This window comes from Proteiniborus ethanoligenes, from assembly GCF_900107485.1.
GTDB classification, from domain to species: domain Bacteria; phylum Bacillota; class Clostridia; order Tissierellales; family Proteiniboraceae; genus Proteiniborus; species Proteiniborus ethanoligenes.
Window position 1 is genome coordinate 37,532 of sequence record NZ_FNQE01000005.1, and the last position, 19,856, is coordinate 57,387.

Here is a 19,856-nt window from a genome sequence, read left to right on the forward strand (position 1 = left end):
GGAACGGAAGGATATAGGAGGTGAATAGGGTGAATAATGAGGAAAAAATGTTTGACTTGCTTGAAAAAATTTATATTGAGCTGCAAGGCACTAAAAAGGAATTAAGGGATGAAATTCAAGACGTAAGAAAAGAGTTAAGAACTGAAATCCAAGAGGTTAGGGCTGAGTTAAAAGCTGAAATCCAAGAGGTTAAAGCTGAGTTAAAGGCTGAAATCCAAGAGGTTAGGGCTGAGTTAAAGGCTGAAATCCAAGAGGTTAGGGCTGAGTTAAAAGAAGAGATTCAAGGTGTTAGGAAGGAATTAAGAACTGAAATCCAAGAGGTTAAAGAAGAGCTGAAAGCTGAAATTCAAATGAATAGAAAAAGCATAGAAAAACTACAGTTCGATATGGACCAGCTTAAAATTGATGTTAACAGCCTCACTGCAAAAACTGCCCTTAATGAAAATAAAATAATTGAGCTTTCTAGAGATTTAAAAAGAGTAAAATAAAGAGTTTAGGCTTGTCCTAAACTCTTCGTTTTTTAATAGTTTATTATATTTTCTCTATGATCTATTTTCATGTTTTCTTGAAGATAGGTTATGAATCTGTTAATAAAAGCTGCAGCCTCTGCTTTTGTCATTGGCTCATTTGGATGTATGTATCCGTCTGTGCTTCCTTTTGCTATACCGACTTGATCTGCTACATAGATAGCTTTTTTTGCCCAAAGTGGTATTTGATTATCATCTATGAACCTTGTCCTAAATGGTGGATTAGGTGCTAGTCTCTCTAGACCTAAGGCTCTGATAACTATGGTTATGGCTTCTGCTCTTGTTAGATTGCCCTCTGGTGCAAATTTGTTATCTCCTACTCCACTCATTATCTCCTTTTCTTTTACTGCTTTGATATATTTGTAGTCAGGATATTCTCCTGAAATATCAGCAAAAAGATTAGGCTTTTCTTCTTGTGTTCTTGATGTTCTTCTGCTTGTCTGCTCCTCTTCTCCTGCTAAATCCATTGCTAAAACTATCCACTTTGCAAAGTCTGTTCTTTTCATATTAAGATTTGGTCCAAAATACCTCTGTGTCCCATCTATTACTTGAAGTCCTGCTAATCTTTTAATGTCCCATTCTGCCCAATTGCCTTTTATGTCTTCAAATTTAGGTATGAAAAGCTTCTGCTGTGTCGGAAGTGTTTCAAAGCGTTCTATTCCACTTCCTATGTTTTTGCGATTGCTTGCCGCCTTGTTTGAGCTTAGGATAGGTAGCGTATATGAGTATTTCATCACTGTTTCATCCTGCTCTGTTAATGTATATCCTCCGTCAAAGCTTGTTTGATATGGAAGATTATCGAAGTACTCCATTTTTTTTGTTCTATTGAAGGATACATCTATGTCTACATAGCCATATTGTTTGATCTCTTTGTAGTTTTCGTCTTCTGTTATAAATGTAATATCCTTGTGGATTTTTTGAGTTTCTGTGCCTCCCCAATAGTGATCATATCCATAAATATCTCCTGTTATTTCTTCTATTACCTTGCCTTCTGTTTTATTTATGGTGTATTCCTTTGAGCCTCCCCAGCCTCCTTGATAATATGTAGCTACTGGCTGATTGTCACCTATGGTTGAGTTGTGGAGCAGGTAGTTTGTTAGGGCATAAGTTTTTTTCCCATCTTCATCATTTACAGTTATGGTTTCCTTGAATTTTGTGATGTTATTTACTTCTACTCTTTGTCTATGATAGGTATTGTCATCAATTATTCTTTCTAGGTCTATGTTTCTAGTCATTGATATTTTACCGTCTTTACTTGAAAGCTTATAGTTATAGGTAAGCTTTTTTTCTGACTCCTTTATTTCCACAGTGCCTTGAAGTAGTGTTGGCGTACCTGTTATAAAGAGCATTTCTTTATACTCCTTAGTTTTTTGAGTATTTCTCTCGTTTTTGTGTATGCCTCCTTCAAAGCCTGCGTTGTTTAGAATTGCATAGTTAGGCATAGCTGTGAATACTAATGCTAGTATGATTACAAGGGATAGGATTTTTTTCATTTTCAGCCTCCTTTTGTTATCTACATATGACTATATACCCAAAGTCGTTTCTTCTTATAATATATAGACTGTCACTGGTTCGGATATCATTAAGTGTGGCAGGTCTTCCATTTTTAATGAATATTGCTTCGCTTACATCTAGGTTTATCTCTGCCCTATTTATGTTCCAGCTTTCTCTAAAATCATTCCAATCTCTTATGTCTTTTAGAGTGATGATTTCATCCATTCTATCTATATCTTTTATATTTGCTCCAGATATAACTTGCCCTTCTTTGTCTCTGTCTATAATATCTATGGCTAGTACCATATCTCCATAGGCTACTGCATATGCATATTCTCTTATATAGTTTTCCTCATCCCATCTGTATCTGTCCTTGAGGAATCTACTGTTTGTAAATGCTTCTACTGTTACTTCTAATACTTCATCGTCTCTTGTATCTATGATTTTAGTATCCTCGCTTATGTTAAAGGTTTTACGTCTTGTGGTGTATTTCTCTGTGCCTTCTATAATATCTATGCCATAAAGCTCTAGACCGTATTGCATGATATCATCTATTCTACCTCTATATACTACTAAGCCAGTATCTACTGATATGCCTTCTATGGAAATAAGTGAAGCTGTGTGTGTTCCTGTGCCATGTGATATGACAAATACATTGTCATCTGTCTTTAGGTTATATGGGTGTATAAGTCTACCATCTTTTATTATTATAGTACTTTCATCAAAGTACATTTCGTTATAATCTACTTTAAGCTTACCTTCTCCAAAGGCTATTTCTTGTATAGAGTTGTAGTATTTGTTTTCGTAGCCTGTTTTAAATACTACCTTCATAGCTTCTTCTTTTCCAAAATTGTCATTTGTGGCTATATATGCCTCTCTGCCTAAGTAGCTCTTTAAAAGCTCCTTTGATATATTTCTACCATTTATATATATGCTTGAGTCACTGCTTAGTGGGAGTTTTGTATCCTGCGAACTGTTTTTCCACTGAGTATTGTCATAGTATGAGAGCTTTTCTAGGATTATTTCGTTTCTAGTAGGGTTATAGCCTACTATCTGTGCCTTATAGAGATTGGCTAATTGCCTATCTGGATATGCTATATATGCCTTTATAGGCATACTCCCATTATACTCATCAAATTCTAGTCTAATAAGGTCTCCTTCTCTTATGCTGTTTATCCCTACATTTGAATTGTTTTTAATTACTGGAGTAAAAGAATCTATTACATATTCTCCCTGCTTATTATCCTCCAGAAGAGTGATCTTGCCATTTTGTCTATCTATATATAGGACCTTTCCTATGACTATTCTTTCTCCTGGATGGATGTAGCCTTCTTCCCCAGTATCTATATAACCATCTATATAGACTACATTTCCATTGGCTATTTTTAAGGTTAGCTCCTGACCATATAAAAGGTCTTCAAGCTTTGCATATAATCCGTTTACCGTAACATTTGCTCCACTGGCAATTTTGAAGCTATGGCTTCTATCATAATAATCCTTTATGGTTATAGTGTCCTTGCTATGATTTATGTCCTGTAAGTAGCCTTCCACTTCAATGCTGGTATTGGAAAGGGTTTCTACAAGCACTACCTCTCCTTGTGGGTTAATGTAGTATCTTATATAGTCCTTTTCGGATATTGCTGATGGAAAGCCTAGCTTTCTATCCTTATATGCTATAAATCCCCTTGAGTTTTCTTCTTTGTTGGACTCTTGAGCTATCAATGCGGAAAATGTACCATCATCATTTTTTACTAAAAATACTGTTCTAAGGTTTGTAGCTCCGTCCATGGACTGGGTGGATTTATCTATCCTGTCTACTATTCCTGTTTTTATGTTGTAGCCCTGTCTTTCAAGGCCTCCTATGTGTAGATTGTCTATTATTGTAGTCATTTGAGCCCTTGTTAATGAATCCTTTGGTAAAAATCTTCCTTGGTCAGTTCCCTTCATAAGGCCTTTTTGAAGTATCCCTTCTATCAATGGAAGATTTTCAGTTTTTATGTCGTTCCAATCCTTTAGATTATATATCATCTGTTGTGCTGTCCCTGTTATAGGTACTAGTCCTTCTGCCCTTGCTACCCATACTGCTACCTGCTCTCTTGAAACAGGCTTTTTCCATGTATATGATTTTTCTAGCTTAGTTCTTAGTTGATTTCTTATGTTGTTTATCTGTGCCGCTGTATAGCTTTCATTATCCTCATAGGCTGACATTCTATTGCTTAGATTATCTTCTAGAGTAGTTCTTTCTCTTTCTGTTAATGTCTCTATTACTCTTTTTTCATCTGGAGTTATTATTCCTAGATTGGATGCTAGTCTGATATATCCGTCTCCCCAATAATCTCCTGTCTGGAGTATCTTAGCTCCACCTGTATCTCTATTATCTATCATAGACTGGCCTAGTAGCTGTGCATCCGATTCCATTCCCATGAGGCGTATAATAATGGCTATTGCTTCTTCTCTTGATATGGTGCCATTAGGATTAAATCTCTTTTCACCCAAGCCTCTTGTAATAGATAAGGCACTGGCTCTATTTATAGAGTCCTCTCCCCAATGGTTTTTTGTGTCTGTAAAGCTAATATTATCATAAAGTGCTTTATAGCTTTGTATGCCTTGAAGCTGAGGAATATCCTCGTAGCTTTGTCCTAGGGCTGTATTCCCAAATACAATAGTAAATACTATCGCGAATATTAAAGCTAGGGGACAGGCTTTTAAAGCCAATGTCCCCTTTATGTTTTTCTTGAAAGGATATTTTTTCATCTTCCCACCTCTATTCCTTGTATATTACTATGAACTTCCCATTTTCCTCAATAGAGGCTGCTATATTGTATATAGAATATAGTTTGTTATAATCATAGGCTTCTGTTATGCTAGTTGATGCTTTTTCAAGCTTATTATCCCTTGAGTTATACCTTCCTAGGTAAAGATTGTCCTTTTTCATACTTGCCTTTTCTAATGTTAAGCTTAAGCTTATGCCACCTGTTATCTTGATAGCATTTGTTTCTCTTTGTTTTTGCAATGCTATGTCTACTTCATAGGCATCCGATTTAGCTTTTTCTTTTCTAGTTAAGCCCTTTGTCAGCCTTGCTTTTTCTGTGCTATCTAGCTTTGATACTGTTATTATTACGTTTGCATCTTTTTCATTCCTTGCTGCAGTGTAGTAGGTGCTATACATTAGATTGTACATTGGTATATATAGTGAAATATCATTTGTATTTATATAGGCTCCTCCACTACTATAGCTAATTGCTGACAATGGTACTACTACCTTTATTTTATCGTATTTGCTGTATTTATTGTCTGTAAGATCTACTGTATATTGTCTGCTACTGTATTGGCTAGGCAGGTCTACTGTAATCAACCCGTTTGAATAGTTTACAACTGTTTCTGTAGTTTCTTTTTGGTCATATTTATCACTACCATCATCGTTTCTAGTCTTTAGGGTAGTAGTCGAAGCATAGTCATAATCTATTGACTCTCCATATTTATTTATAGCCCATAGCCTAAAGTAGTATCTAGTATCTGGCTTTAGGTCTTTTATGATGTATTCTAGTTCTGTAGTCTCTCCTATAAACTCATATTCTCCTCCAGATCTTGTGGAGCCAAATATCTTGAATCTATCTGCGCCAGGTGTTTGGTTCCATCTTAGAGTAATTGACCTTTCGTGGCCAGGATAGGCTACAAAGCCTGTAGGACCTTCTGGTAATGGTAGTATATATGTAATTCCATTTTCCAGCGTGTATTTTCCTCCGTCTGTATTTTCTATCCTTACATCCTTTGGTCCTAGCTCACCTGGCGGTGTGATGATTTCTAATGTCTGCTCATTTATTAGCTCTACTCCCGTAGCTGGAGTGTCTCCTATATATACCTTTACTCCTGGTAAAAAGTTATTTCCTCTTATGGTTACCTTTTGCCCTCCTGTGTTATGAACTTGATTTGGTGTCACGCTAGTAATAGTAGGTACTGAGTAATAGGTAAATCCATTAACTAATATAACCTCTCCTAATGCTCCTTCGTTTCTTATAAATACATCTACTGGGCCTAATATATCACTAGGTGGTGTAATGATTACTAGCTCTTTATAGGATGATTCTTTTATTACTACTGTGGCTTCTCTAGCTCCTATACGAACTGTAATATTCTCTATTCTAAAATCATTACCTAATATCCTTATTTCTTCTCCACCTGCTGCACTTCCTCTGTTCGGTATAACACTTTCTATAGTAGGACTACTTTCCTTTGCCCTATATATATAGTACGCTGGTACCTTTGCTTCTCCAATCTTTGATAGTGCAGAGTCAGCACTTTCTCCGTCTTCGTTGATGACTATTATCCTTAAAGGCTTGTTTATATCTATCTCTCTGCCTTTTGGTGCACGGACTATAAGCTTAGTCTCTTCATTGTTCTTTGAGATTATCTCTGCTTCTTGGCTCCCTATCATAACCCTAACACCTTTTCTAAAGTCCTTACCTTCTATAGTAAAGGTAATACCTCCATCTATGGTGGATTCTATTGCATAATAGTCTACTTCATTTGAGCCATCTGCTTTAAACACTTCTCTTTTAGGATCTATGTTTGTAATCTCTGGCTTAGAGTCAGGATGCTTTATGATTATGCTGCCCTTTGCTGTTCCACCATCCCTATTGACTATCCTTACGCTTTGTGTACCTATGTTATCCATAGCAGGTGTAGTCATTACCAAAGTATTTGAATCTACATATTTAACTGCTGGTGCTAATCTTCTAGTGACTATTAGTGTGTTGTCCTTTAAGGCTATTTTTACACCCTCTGTACCCTTAGTTCCATCTCCTGTTTGTAATATTATGATTCTAGATTGTCTTGGCTTTAGCTTAAATGTTTTTTCAGCTTCGTTTTTATATTTTACTGTTACTAGATTTGGATTTGATGCATCTCTATTGTCATAGGTTACTCTTAAATCTCCTATAATAACTTCTCCATGTCCTCCTGTAATTCTAGAACTAGCTTCTTCGTTTCCTAGGATAACCTCTACGTCTATATCTACTCCATAAATAGGAGTTGTAATATCTCCTGGGTCTAATGGTGTCTCTCCTGTTTGGTCTCCTACTCCTTTGCCTTCTATAAATCCAGCTCCAACAATGGTTACTTCTGTACCGCCAAATTTAGTTACAGTATCTGGTGTAATACTTGTTATGGTTGGCTTAGACATTCTGTAGGTAAATCCATTTTTGAGAACTACTGTACCAGCGTCTGGGTTAGTAACTGTAACATCTACTGCCCCTTCCTTTTCTCCAGGTGGTGTCTTTACTATAAGAGTTCCATAGCTTGAATACTGAACATCTACTGCCTCTTCCCATCCAAAATATACCTTTGGAAGGGCTTCTCCTGGGTCTGGCTTGCCATTTTCATTTACGTCATCAAATCTAAAATCATCTCCACTTATAACTACAGTTTGGTAGCCTGCTGTGGAGCCTTCTTTTGGATCTAACCCTGATATTTTAGGGAAGCTGCCTGGTACTCTAAAGGTAAATCCATCTTGTATCGTAGCAGAGCCTCCATCGCTATTGATTACTGTCACTGGTACCTTTACTCTGTCTGTTATTTTCTCATCTACAGTGTAGCTTGGTGTAGTGACTAGAAGCTTATATTTTTGTCCTTCCTCTTCTAGCACCCTTTCAACTATACCTTTTTTCTCTCCAAAATAAACTTCTATATTATTTTCTCTAAAATCCTCTCCTATGATGACTACCTTTGTACCTCCGTCTCTAGTTCCTTCATTTGGGATTATGGAATCTATTTTAGGCTCACTAATAGGACTTAGATATGTAAATCCGTTTTTTACTGTAACTCTTGTAGTATCTGGGTTAATTATGGTTACATCCTTTAAGCCTAAGGGTAAATTCTCTGGTAATGTTAGTATTATTGTATTCTTGTCTGCTACATAAACCCTTGAGGTTACTGTACTACCATCCTTAAGCTCTTTTGAGGTAGTAATTAAATTAAGCTCATGCTCATTAAATAATACTCTTGTCCCCATTCTTTCGTATCTATCTGTAGCACTAAGATTTGGCAATACAAAGTCGTCTCCTTTTATGATGACCTGTGTATATGCTCCTCCGTGCTTAGGTGCTATGGTGGTTATCTTAGGATTAGTAGATACTCTGGTGTAGGTATAAGTGCTTTCACCTGTTCCTCCATCTCTATTGTTAAGGACCTGGAGGATTTTTTCTCCTTCTGTGCCCTTTGGAGTTGTAATGATAATATGGACAACATCTCCACCTGAGGCTGCTCTCTCTACTTTATCTATCTTTGCTATTTCGCCACCTATGGTAACTGTAAGGAGTATTTCTCTTATATCATAGTCAAGGTTTTTACCTGTGATGACTACCTTTTGTCCTCCATCTACACTTCCTTTGTCTGGAGATACAGATATTATCTCTGGCTGTTTTTTAGGTTCCATGTATTCAAAGGCATCTGTTGCTCTAGCTACTCCGCCATCAGGATTTATGATGATTATATCTCTGTATCCTTTTTCACTAGGCTCTACTGATGGAAGCCTTACTGAAATTTTTGTACCTACTCTATCTTTTACTCCGTCTAAGGTGATTAGCTTTCCGCTTTTTTCTGCCGTGACCTCAAGAGTTTTTGCCTTATATTTTTCGTATGAGCCTAGATCTGCTAATAATTCTTGAGTAAGAACTGATCTAGGTACTGCATATATTGTAGGGTAAATGACTTGAGTCTGTCCGCTGATGTCCTCTTTATTATCTACTAAAAACATGTCTCCATTTATCATAGCTACTGGATGATGAGGATTTTTCCCCGCCGTATTTGTTGAACCAAATTCTGGTGTTATCTCTTTTATTACTGGAGTACTCATATAGTCAAACTGTCTGACTCTTGTTTCATCCTCATTATGTCCACCTTCAGCTAAATATTCGTTTAAGGTTTTAGTTCTACCCTTGTCTCCATTTTGAACAAGTACTGTAGTGGCTCCTAGCTCCTTAATATCTGGTGCTACTACTTCTATTCTATATGCCATCTTTCCCTTGACCTGATAATCAAGTGTGCTTACAGATATAACCTGTCCTTGATTTCTGGCTACTAAATACTCATTTAATGGCTTGTTTGTTTCTTTGAAAAAGTATACCTTGGCGTCTGGTCTAAAATCCAGACCATAAATATAAACTGTGCTTCCTGCTGGTCCCTTTGCCATAGGAGTTTTATCGTCTATGAGTGGTATACCTTCGAATTTTTCATTGTGTACTACTTCTAGCTCTGGTGCACTTGGTACTGGCTTGTAGATGTATTTTCTAGATGATATGGCTTTTTCTGTAAATCCATCTACTATTTTGCCCTCGTACTCATCACCAGATTTAATGCCTTTATATTTTGTAATTATCTCAATAACTACGTCTACTGGTGTGTTTGTTCTTGGATCTAGTGCAATTTGCGGTGTTAATACTATCATACCCTGCTGGCCTGTATCTGGGTTTATATTTGTGGCTACAAAACTACCATCATCTACTTTTATGGGTAATATCTCTGCTTTTTCTCCTCCAAAGTAAACTCTTATTTCACGGATTCTTTCTACATCTGTTGTATTGTTTGTACCTGGAACTATAAAGCTTTTTACAGTATCTTTTTTAAGTTGTAAAACTCTGTTTTTTTCAATCTCTCCATTTTTTCTTGGTTCATCTAATATAGTAAAACTATCTTCTTCTGATACTGTTTTGCCTGTATTGTCTTTTATAGTCCTTTGAAAATTAAGCCCTGTAAGTGTTACTCTTTCCCCTCCTGATTCAAAGCCTTCTGTCGGATTTAAATCTATGAGCACCAAGGAGTTTTCTACTTCTGTGTATCTAAATAGACCTTGAAACTGCCTCATGCCATTATCTATAGGGTTCTCTACGGTTACTGTAACTGGCCCTATTGTATTAGATGATGGTGTTATTGCCTTGAGAACTGTAGTATTCCCTACTGACATTTCCGTATCTAGCTCCACTCCTGTTGCATATCTATCCCCAAATTTAATTTTCATACCTGGGTTAAGACCTGTACCTATTAATCTTACCTCTGTACCTCCATTTTTAGGTCCTGCATTTGGTGATACTGCTTTTACTTCAAAGTAGCCTGGTGTCGGCAATACTTGAAGTCTATCTATAAATGTAACTGCTGTATGGTTTAAGGAGTTTGAAGTATCTACTACCTTTATTTTTTGATAGCCTGATGTAGTTACCTGTGGTACTTCTATATCTATTTGCCCCTCGCTTGGAGTAGTGCCAGTAAATATACTAGCTTCATTTTCGCCACTAGGATTGACTATATAGACCTTTAGGTTATTAAGCGATGTATTTGTATCCCATTCAGGAAATTTAGTTCCTTGTATGCCTAGCTTATCTCCTATGTTTACCCTTAAGGTTGAGAGCTGAGTTATGTCGTGCTTTGCAAGATTTATATTTGGTTTTGGATCTGCTGGATTTTTAGGATATCTTGCTTCTCCACCATATTTGTTCCGTATAGTTATTTCATATTCCTTGTTGAACTCAAAATTTTCTGGAAGCTTTACTTTTATATATCCAGGTCTTTGTTCTACTACTGTTCCTTGTGTTGTGTATTCTCCCTGTAGGTCTACTCCACTTTCTATTTCGTTTGCTCCTGAAAGATTTATGTTATTGCCAAATATTTCGAGAAAGGTTGCCTTTGTGCCTGTTGTTCCATCAGGATTTTGGATAATATTTCCATTAGCATTTCTATTTATGGTTACTTCTGTATTAGTTACTATTTTTGTTATTTCTGGGTCTGGCACATAATCAAATCCCGCTATGTCTGAACCTACATCTGTCCTATCTACTATTAGCTGTGCCTTTCCTGAATTGCCACCATTATCTGGAACCATTACGCTTATTTGTGTGTTATTTACCGATAATATCATGTCAGGACCTATTGGCTTTAAAACTCCACCAACAAAAACCTTTACTGCTATATCTGATTTTTTAGTTCCAAATCCACTACCTATTATCTTTACAACACCACCATTATTAGCTGAAACCTTGTTAGGTTCTAGCCCAGTGATTATTACATCATCTGCTGCAAATGCTGTTAAACTATCTATAGGAATAAATGTAATTAGCATCATAATTGACAAAAATATAGATAAAAATCTTTTCATAAATTTTCCCTCCTAGAAATATATCCTATGTATATTATCGACAAAATAAGTCTTACAGTTAAATTACAATATGATTACAATAGTTGTTAGTTGTTAGCTAAGAGCTAGAAACTAAGAACTAACAACTAAGAGCTAATCATTTTCGCTGTATTCTTTTATTATTCAACATATTATTCTTTTTTCCTGCAATACCAAAAGCCTAAAAATTCTTTGTTATTTTTTAAACTTTTCTTCGACAAAGTGTTCAAAATAGTCTGAATTTTTGGTAGTCTATAGATATCAAGTAAAAAACAAGAAGAGTCACACAGGATATTAATATATTATAAATGGGGGTATTTAAGTGAAATTGGCAGGTTTAAGGAAAATATTTATTTTACTTATAATATCAGTTTTTTATATCCTAGTCTTAAATTTTACTTCTAATGATGTGAGTTATTCTGCATCAGGTGGTAAGGATGTGGTTTATGTAAGTCCTTATGTTGGCGATTATAAAACTTTAAAAGATGGCCTAAATGCTGTGAATGATGGTGGTACTATTTATGTTAAATACTATCATCAGTCTTATTATTTTGAGGATATTGTTGTGAATAAAAATATTAAAATAATAGGTATTCCCTCTGGCAGCAATATACCTAGGATTACTTGCAAGCTAGAGAACAATATTCCATTTATAATGGTAAAGGAACCCTATTCACTCCAAATAGAAAACCTATATATTCAATCGGTCACATCTAAAAAGCTAATAGAAAGCAACACCTCTAACCTTTCTCTTAAGAACATATATCTTAAATATGGACAACCCATTATAATTAATTCCCCAGCTAATAGCAGTAATTTAAATATCAGCTTTGATAAATGCATCTTTGATGGTATATCACCAAAAGTTATTTTAAATACTCCCGTCAACGGAAATATCCTTTTTAATAATTGTAATTTTGTGAGAGATTCTATAATTATTAAAAATAGTGGTGCAAATATAGATATATCTAATTCTATATTTGAACAAAGAGGTATTAAAATAGAAAAATACAGCTATGGAAGGATAAATGTAAGTAATAATAATTTTGTAGGTAACAACGCTCTCATTGACTCATATTCCTCTAGTGATATTGTGCTTTCATATAATAAATTCCCTTCTAGTGGAGTAATCATTTATACTCATGATGATACAAAGCTAGATGCTAATAATAACTGGTGGGGAAGTCCTGATGGCCCTTCTCCTTCCATTAGGAATTCTATAGTATGTGATAGATGGGCTTGTGATGAGGCTTTTACTGTCTTTAATGATACTCCTTCTACGCCAGGATACGGTGGGGGTGGTTCTGATGAAACTGAGGAGCCTAAGGAACCAGATGTGCCAGAGGAAGATGATCCAAAAACTCCTACGGAGCCTAGTGAACCAGAAGAAGATATTCCTACTGAACCAGAGGATCCTAAGGATAAAGACCCAGAACACCCTGAAAATCCTCCTGAGCAAGAAGAGCCAGAAGCCCCAACAGAACCTGTAGATGGTGAAGAGCCTGTTGCACCAGAAGAGCCTGGGATTATTGAGGAGCCCGAAGTACCTGTAGTGCCAATAATACCAGATATTCCTCCGATTCCTACTGCCCCACAGATTCCAGAGGATAAAGATTCTAAGGATTATAATGTGGAGCCATATGACGATGAAGTTACTATGCCTAAAGGTAAAATTACCATATTTGATTTAAATACTGCTACAGCAGCTATAAGGATAGATGATGAAGCTATCACCAGCATTATATGTGAATCTTTAAAGGATGGTAAAGGACACTGGCTTTTTAATTGTTATATTATTTATCATTCAGATGGAAGTCTTTTAATTTATATATTAGGAGACAACTATTTTGTAATATAAATGAAATGAAATTCTCATGTTAACTTTGATATAATTAAACTGTAACAAATTGATTACTAGGGAGAGATTATATTATGCTAAAGAAAACTACTATTCTAGTTTTAGTGTTTGTATTAGCCTTTGGTGGGCTGGTTTTTGCTAAAAATACAGATACACAAAAATTAGAAGCAGCAGAAAGATTAGTTGCTATGGGAATAATTACAGGATTTGAGGATGGGTCCTTAGGCCTGGAGGGTAATTTGACTAGGGAGCAATTTGCTACTATAGTTGTTAGATTAATGAACAAGCAAAATGAAGTAGATAAATATAAGCAGGATTCTATATTTAGTGATGTTAAAAAAGAACGTTGGTCTGCAGGTTATGTGAATATTGCTGTAAAGGAAGGTCTTATTGTAGGACGTGGCGATGGCACCTTTGATCCTCAAGGCAATATAACTCATGCCGAAATCTTAACTGTTTTAGTTAGACTACTTGGATATGAAGGTACTATTGATAAAAACAAAGCATGGCCTGATAACTATGTGGATAAGGCTAAGGAGCTTAAAATGGACCTTGGAGCCGGTTTTGATATTAAATCTCCTGCATTAAGAGGAGATATTATGCTATATATAGATAAAAGCCTTGTGGTGAAAATAAATAGATAAAATCCTTGTTTTTAATTTAACTAATCTGGGTAATATATTAGTTGTAATGAATTAACGACCATTTTGGGAGGCGTATTTTGTGAGAATACTAGTTGTAAATGACTATAATGAAATGAAAAATAAGGCTGCCAATATTATTGCAAGCCAAATGGTGCTTAAGCCTAATAGTGTTTTAGGTTTAGCTACTGGTAGTACTCCCTTAGGCACATATGAGGAGTTAGTCCGTCTTTATAAAATAGGTATAATTAGCTTTTCTGAGATAACTTCCTTTAACTTAGACGAATACTATGGACTTTCAAAAAACAACAATCAAAGCTACAACTATTATATGTATATGAACTTATTCAATCATGTAGATATTGATGAGGACAATGTTCATATACCTGACGGAATGTGTGAGAATATCGAGAGAGAATGTGCTGATTATGAAAGAAAAATAAAAGAATCTGGCGGAATAGATCTTCAATTGCTTGGTATAGGTAGAAATGGACATATAGGCTTCAATGAGCCTAGTGACTCCTTCCAACTTAACACTCATCTTGTACAGCTAGATGAGGATACTATTGAAGCTAACTCTAGATTTTTTGCTTCTATAGACGAGGTGCCTACAAGGGCCATTAGCATGGGAATAGGCTCTATTCTAAGAGCTAAGAAAATAGTACTGCTTGCTAGTGGAGAAGAAAAGGCCGATGCTATTTACGATACTGTTAAGGGCCCAATTACTCCAAAAGTACCTGCCTCTATTCTTCAGCTTCATCCTGATGTGGTCATTATAGCTGATAAGGAAGCGGCTAGTAGATTATAAAAGGTCTAATGGAAACATTATATAAAAGACATACCCCTTGAAATGAGAAAGGGGTATGTCTTTTTATATAATGCCATTGAATCTCTATCTATTTAGAAGATTGAAGGTTTTAAACTGAGAAAAATTTTGAATATTAAAAGCAAATAATATATCATCAACATTTATATTTTTAATATATTCTGGTATGCTTTCCCTAAAATATCTTGTATCTATCAAAACAATTTTTTCATAATGTAAGGATAAAAAAGGCAAAAGACTATTGGCATATGAATCCTTAATTATCACTATGGATTTTCCATTTTTTATAGATGTCTCTATATTTACTACTCCGTAATCTCCACCTAAGAAATATGAGTATTTATCAGTCTTATTAAGATAGCTCTCATCATATAAGCTTTCTGTTTCCATGCTTTCATTTATAGTAATTTTATATTGTACATCCTCAGGAAATGTGTATTTATAAATGGAATCTGGTTTCCCTGTATATAGGTTTGCTTTTCTATAAATAGTACCTAGAAAATCTTCAGAAACCTTTTCAATTTTAAATTTGTTTTCAGAATAGGGTTTATATCCTAAGGCATTAGACAAAGCTTTGTAGCCATAGTAAGCACCCTTTGTAGTCCAATGATGATCTGTCCTATAGTAAATGTATTCATTAGATTTTTCCTTAAGGACCTTTATTAAATCTACTACATAAAAATCCTCGGGAAGAGACTTTATAATATCTTCCATTATTTTATACTCATCAATTATGGGTGCATATTCTGGCAATGATTCTGAATATACTATTCCTTTAGAAGGAATTAAAACTGCTCCAACTTTTATATCCTTATTTAGTTGATGGATTTTGCTAATAAAATTGTTAATATAGCTCATGTTTTTGGCAAATTGGTCTTGGTCAAAATCAGAATCAACATCAAATAAAAGCTCTTCTTTCCCAAAATACACTCTGCCATTGTCTTTTTTTAGCATTATTAAATCAGTTCCTGTCTTTACTTTTATCCAAAAATCTCTATATGGAAATTGGTCTGTTGTGTATTTTTCAAAATCACTAGAATATTTGCCAGACAATATGTTTTTGACATTAAAATCTGGTATTTTTTGAAGATACCTATTTTCTTGACTTGAAAAGGATTGAATAGGCATCAAGATGTTTATAGTTGAAAAAGTAATTACAATTAAACTAACTATTATGATTCTAATCTTATTTTTCATGTCCCGCTCCTAAAATCTAAAGTATAAGAAAGGGTTATAGCTTTGGTCAACAAGGTATGCTGTTGATAAAAGCAAAACCACTACAATATAAATATTTTCTATTATCCATAAGCTTTTAAATTGTTTTCTATACTTTTCCCATAATTTCTTTGGATAATTAGTTGAGCCAATAATGGCTATTAAAAGGAGAATAATATTAGTATATAAGATGTAAATTGTAGTATCATTAATAATCATATTATCAGTGTTAAACATGGCCTTGATATATGATAGTCCTGTAATTATATTGTCCTGTGCAAAAATTGTCCATGATATTAGTATTAATACAATAGTATAGAGTCTTTTAAATATAGTAGGAATTCTTTCTATAATTTTTAATAAAAAGGCTTTTTCTAAGATTAGTATTATTCCAAAATACAAGCCCCAAACAACAAAGTTCCAGCTTGCTCCATGCCAAATACCTGTTAGTAGCCACACAACCGTTATATTTCTAAGCTGTTTTAATAAGCCCTTCTTGTTGCCTCCTAAAGGAATATATACATATTCCTTAAACCAAGTTCCTAATGAAATATGCCACCTTCTCCAAAACTCTGTAATTGAATTAGACATATATGGATAATCAAAATTTTCTAGAAAATTAAATCCAAACATTTTTCCTAATCCTATTGCCATATCAGAATAAGCTGAAAAATCAAAATAAATTTGAAAAGCATAGGCTATAATCCCTAGCCAAGCCGCCATAATAGGTAAGGAGCTTATTTCCATCTTAGATATGCTTTCCCATATCAACCCCACATTATTTGCTATGAGGACCTTTTTACCTAGTCCAATTATAAACCTTGTGATTCCGTAACTGAACTTTTCCGAGTTAATGGTTCTATCTTTTAGTTCCTTTGCAATAGTCATGTATCTTACTATAGGTCCTGCTATTAGTTGTGGGAAAAGTGTTACATAGCTGCCAAAAGAAATAATATCCTCTTGAATCTCTGCTTCACCTCTGTAAACATCTATTGAGTAGGACATTGTTTGAAAGGTATAAAAAGATATTCCTATTGGCAAAGGCAAATATAATAGTGGAATACTACTGCCAAAAACACTATTTATGTTTGAAATTATAAAATCTGCATATTTGAAAAATGATAACAAGCCAATATTTATAAATATTGAAGCAAATAGCCATAGCTTTGCTCTATTTTTATTATGGTTTAGTATATTTGTGTGGATGTTTTTACCGCATGTATAATCAACTATTGTTGAAAACAGCATAAGCCAAATATATTTAGGTTCTCCCCATCCATAGAAAAACAAACTAAATAAAAATAATATAAGGTTTCTATACCTTTTTCCTGATATGAAATAAGTTATTAAAACTAATGGTAAAAAATAGAATAAGAATAATATGCTGCTAAATACCACGATTCTCCTCCATAAAATTCTAGTCTGGTTAAACCAGACTAGATAAGTTAATTATTTAAAAAATTCACCTATGACTTTTTCAATCCTTGCAACTTCTGATTCAGCAAATTCTCTTGCCTCGTCACTTTCTGCATCTTCAATCTCATCATTATACCTTCCTAGCATAATAAAGAATGAATAATCACCGTTTTGAACTACCTTTGCTGCATTTACCTTAGGTAAATTCATTGGGTATTGAAGTGATTCTTCAACTAAGTAAGTCCTGTATTTTTCTAGACCTTTGTATACTGCATCTCCATTGCCTTCTGTTGCTTTTATAGCAATAAATGTGTCTACTCCCACGCTAATCATTGGAACTTGAGCTATAAATTCTTCAATTTGATCATCACTCAAGCCTGTAAAATCTTTAACCTCTGACAATTCCATATCTCTATTTGGATAATAATCCTCTCCTAGCTCTGCTTTTACTGCATTAAGAACTTCGCTAAGCTCAACATCTTTTCTTACACTTTGTTTTCCTGCACAACCTGCTAATACCCCTGTTAACATTATTCCTACCAATATTAAAATTAAAAATCTTTTCATTTTATCTACTCCTGTCTATGTTTTTAGTAATATCTTCTATTGAATATTCGTTACCAAATATATCAATATAGGTGTTTGGGAGATGTTCGATTAGTATGCCCTCACTATCATTGAATATAAAGTAGTCACCATCTTGTTCATATAAGAAAACTACCACGTCTGTACCATCAGATAAAAAATTCACTATTTCTTTTGAGCCATAGGCTATTATTTCATTATTAATGTCATTGCCAAATAGTTTCTCATCTATTGATAACTTAAGTTCTACATAGTCATCATCACTTGTTTTAGAGACAACACTTCCTTTTAGTATATATTCTGCGTTAGAGAAGCTATAATCTATATTACCAAAAGACGTTGTTCTAGGCTGGCTTATTGGAGAAGGTTGTTCTATAGGAGAAGGCTCGTTATTATTTATTATGTTTTGCAATAACAAAATTGGAATTAATATAAATAATGCAGCTACTGATGAATACTTAATATACTTATTGTATTTATACTTTTCTTTTTCCTTTGAAAGAGCTTCTGCCTTTGCATACACGCCTTTCAAAAACTCTGCATCATTCTTCATTATCCTTAACCTCCTCTTTCATTAAAGTTTTAATAAAGTTCCTAGCTCTATGGATGAGTATTTTAATCTGTGGTAGTGACTTACCCATCACCTTAGCAATTTCTTTATATGATAGCTCTTCAAAAACATAAAGATATAAGGCTCTTTGATATTCAGGCTTAAGTTTTTTAAAACTATCATATATCAAGAGCTTTTCCTCAGTTTTTATTATTTTGTCTTCAATAGTTTTGTAATCACTGCTCATTTCAAGTGCCTCATCATAGGCATTAAAACTAAGCCTTGACTGTTTTCTCATGAAATCAATAGCCTTGTTTTTGCCAATTCTGAAAATATATGTTTTAAATGAGTAATTAAAGTCATACTTTTCCTTATAAACATATACATGAGCAAAAACATCTTGAGCAATATCTTCTGCTGTTGACAAATCTCCACCTGTATATCTTGAAATAAAGTATATTAGATTGTCCTTATACTCTAATACAAGAGCTTCAAAGGCTTTTATGCTACCATTTAAAAAATCTCTATAAAGTTGTTTTTCATCAATCATAGGGGCCTCCATCTATCTCTACTAATTATTCGAATGAGAATTAAAAAAGTTACAATTTTTTTATTTTTTCTTTTTCTTATTTGTATTTTTAAATTTAAAGAGCCTCTATTATACAGCATAGTTAATGCTTTTATAGATTATTAGTAACACTTAGATATCACCAGAAAATATATAATCCTATCTAATTAGATAGGATTATATTGTCCTTGTTTACTAATGTTCCTTCAAGGATTATCTATTTTATATAAGGTTTCGTTTCACTATTTCTGTCACTATAAATGAAGCTACATCATTAGCATAGGAGCCTGTGCCGAAGCCTGCGTCGTAGCCTAGCTCCTTTGCTAGTTCATGGTTTATTCTAGGACCACCACAGCATAGGACTATTTTATCTCTTATTCCTTCTGCCTCTAGTAGTTCTACTAGCTGTGTTAGGTTTGGAATGTGGACATTTTTTTGTGTAACTACTTGAGATACCAATATGGCATCTGCCTTTTCCTCTATGGCTTTGGCTACTAGCTCTTCGTTCGGAACCTGGCTTCCCATATTTATTGCCCTCACCATTTTATATCTTTCTAATCCAAAGTGCCCTGCATAGCCCTTCATATTCATTATAGCATCTATGCCTACTGTGTGAGCATCTGTACCTGTACAGGCTCCTACTATTGTTACTTCTCTTTTTATATTCCCTCTTATATACTCTTCTACTTCCTCCATAGTCATAGAATCTACTTCCACCTTCGGAACTTCAATTTTTGTGAAATCTATTGTATGTGTGCTTTTACCATATACTATGAAATGGGTATATCCTTTGCCTAAATTAGATGAATGGACTACATTTGGCTCCTCAAAGCCCATTTGTCCTGCTAATATTCTAGCTGCTTCCTTTGCCTCTTCCCCGTAGGGTACTGGTAGTGTGAAAGAAAGCTGAACCATGCCATCATTTAATGTATCTCCATAGGGCTTAATTTTTGTCAGGTCTACTTTTTGAACTTTGTCCATTAATTTTGCCTCCTATCGTTTTTACTAGATAG

Annotated in this window: 13 protein-coding genes; 4 read left to right on the forward strand and 9 right to left on the reverse strand. The window is 34.5% G+C overall.

The genetic code is table 11. The features are described 5' to 3' along the window. The first annotated feature begins 29 nt into the window (after positions 1 to 29). Entirely contained in the window at positions 30 to 488 is a 459-nt protein-coding gene (locus BLV37_RS03250; protein WP_091727212.1) for a hypothetical protein, read from the forward strand. A gap of 32 nt (positions 489 to 520) precedes the next feature. Here the strand turns inward: BLV37_RS03250 and BLV37_RS03255 are convergent, their stop codons facing one another. Genes BLV37_RS03255 through BLV37_RS03265 form a run of 3 tightly spaced genes read right to left on the reverse strand, consistent with a single transcriptional unit; the run spans position 521 to position 11,166 of the window. Next, entirely contained in the window at positions 521 to 2,020 is a 1,500-nt protein-coding gene (locus tag BLV37_RS03255; protein WP_091727214.1) for an S-layer homology domain-containing protein, read from the reverse strand. A gap of 16 nt (positions 2,021 to 2,036) precedes the next feature. Next, entirely contained in the window at positions 2,037 to 4,775 is a 2,739-nt protein-coding gene (locus tag BLV37_RS03260; protein ID WP_091727216.1) for an S-layer homology domain-containing protein, read from the reverse strand. Between the two features lie 10 nt (positions 4,776 to 4,785). Beyond that, positions 4,786 to 11,166, reverse strand: a complete 6,381-nt coding sequence (locus BLV37_RS03265; protein WP_091727219.1) for an IPT/TIG domain-containing protein — start codon at positions 11,164 to 11,166, stop codon at positions 4,786 to 4,788. 340 nt (positions 11,167 to 11,506) lie between these two features. On the opposite strand from BLV37_RS03265, the gene BLV37_RS03270 reads away from it, so the two are divergent. From BLV37_RS03270 to nagB, 3 genes are all read left to right on the forward strand, one after another. Continuing rightward, entirely contained in the window at positions 11,507 to 13,042 is a 1,536-nt protein-coding gene (locus BLV37_RS03270; protein WP_091727222.1) for a hypothetical protein, read from the forward strand. Between the two features lie 74 nt (positions 13,043 to 13,116). Beyond that, the gene (locus tag BLV37_RS03275; RefSeq protein ID WP_091727225.1) at positions 13,117 to 13,686 is read left to right on the forward strand and encodes an S-layer homology domain-containing protein; all 570 of its coding nucleotides are present in this window, start codon (positions 13,117 to 13,119) and stop codon (positions 13,684 to 13,686) included. Between the two features lie 79 nt (positions 13,687 to 13,765). After that, complete coding sequence (gene nagB, locus BLV37_RS03280; RefSeq protein WP_091727227.1) at positions 13,766 to 14,491, forward strand: glucosamine-6-phosphate deaminase; 726 nt, start codon at positions 13,766 to 13,768, stop codon at positions 14,489 to 14,491. 84 nt (positions 14,492 to 14,575) lie between these two features. Here nagB and BLV37_RS03285 read toward each other — a convergent pair whose 3' ends face one another. From BLV37_RS03285 to kamE, 6 genes are all read right to left on the reverse strand, one after another. After that, positions 14,576 to 15,706, reverse strand: a complete 1,131-nt coding sequence (locus BLV37_RS03285; protein WP_091727230.1) for a DHHW family protein — start codon at positions 15,704 to 15,706, stop codon at positions 14,576 to 14,578. Positions 15,707 to 15,715: 9 nt separating this feature from the next. Further along, complete coding sequence (locus BLV37_RS03290) at positions 15,716 to 17,122, reverse strand: MBOAT family O-acyltransferase (RefSeq protein ID WP_091727232.1); 1,407 nt, start codon at positions 17,120 to 17,122, stop codon at positions 15,716 to 15,718. Positions 17,123 to 17,173: 51 nt separating this feature from the next. Then, positions 17,174 to 17,707 carry a DUF4358 domain-containing protein gene (locus BLV37_RS03295; RefSeq protein WP_091727234.1) on the reverse strand — a complete coding sequence of 178 codons (534 nt, stop codon included), beginning with the start codon at positions 17,705 to 17,707 and terminating at the stop codon, positions 17,174 to 17,176. A gap of 1 nt (position 17,708) precedes the next feature. Beyond that, complete coding sequence (locus tag BLV37_RS03300; protein ID WP_091727237.1) at positions 17,709 to 18,278, reverse strand: hypothetical protein; 570 nt, start codon at positions 18,276 to 18,278, stop codon at positions 17,709 to 17,711. Beyond that, positions 18,268 to 18,825: an RNA polymerase sigma factor gene (locus tag BLV37_RS03305; protein ID WP_176967847.1), complete on the reverse strand. Its 558-nt coding sequence runs from the start codon at positions 18,823 to 18,825 to the stop codon at positions 18,268 to 18,270. The genes BLV37_RS03300 and BLV37_RS03305 overlap by 11 nt, the downstream gene beginning before the upstream one ends. A 240-nt stretch (positions 18,826 to 19,065) precedes the next feature. After that, complete coding sequence (gene kamE / locus BLV37_RS03310) at positions 19,066 to 19,824, reverse strand: lysine 5,6-aminomutase subunit beta (protein ID WP_091727242.1); 759 nt, start codon at positions 19,822 to 19,824, stop codon at positions 19,066 to 19,068. Positions 19,825 to 19,856: the final 32 nt, after the last annotated feature.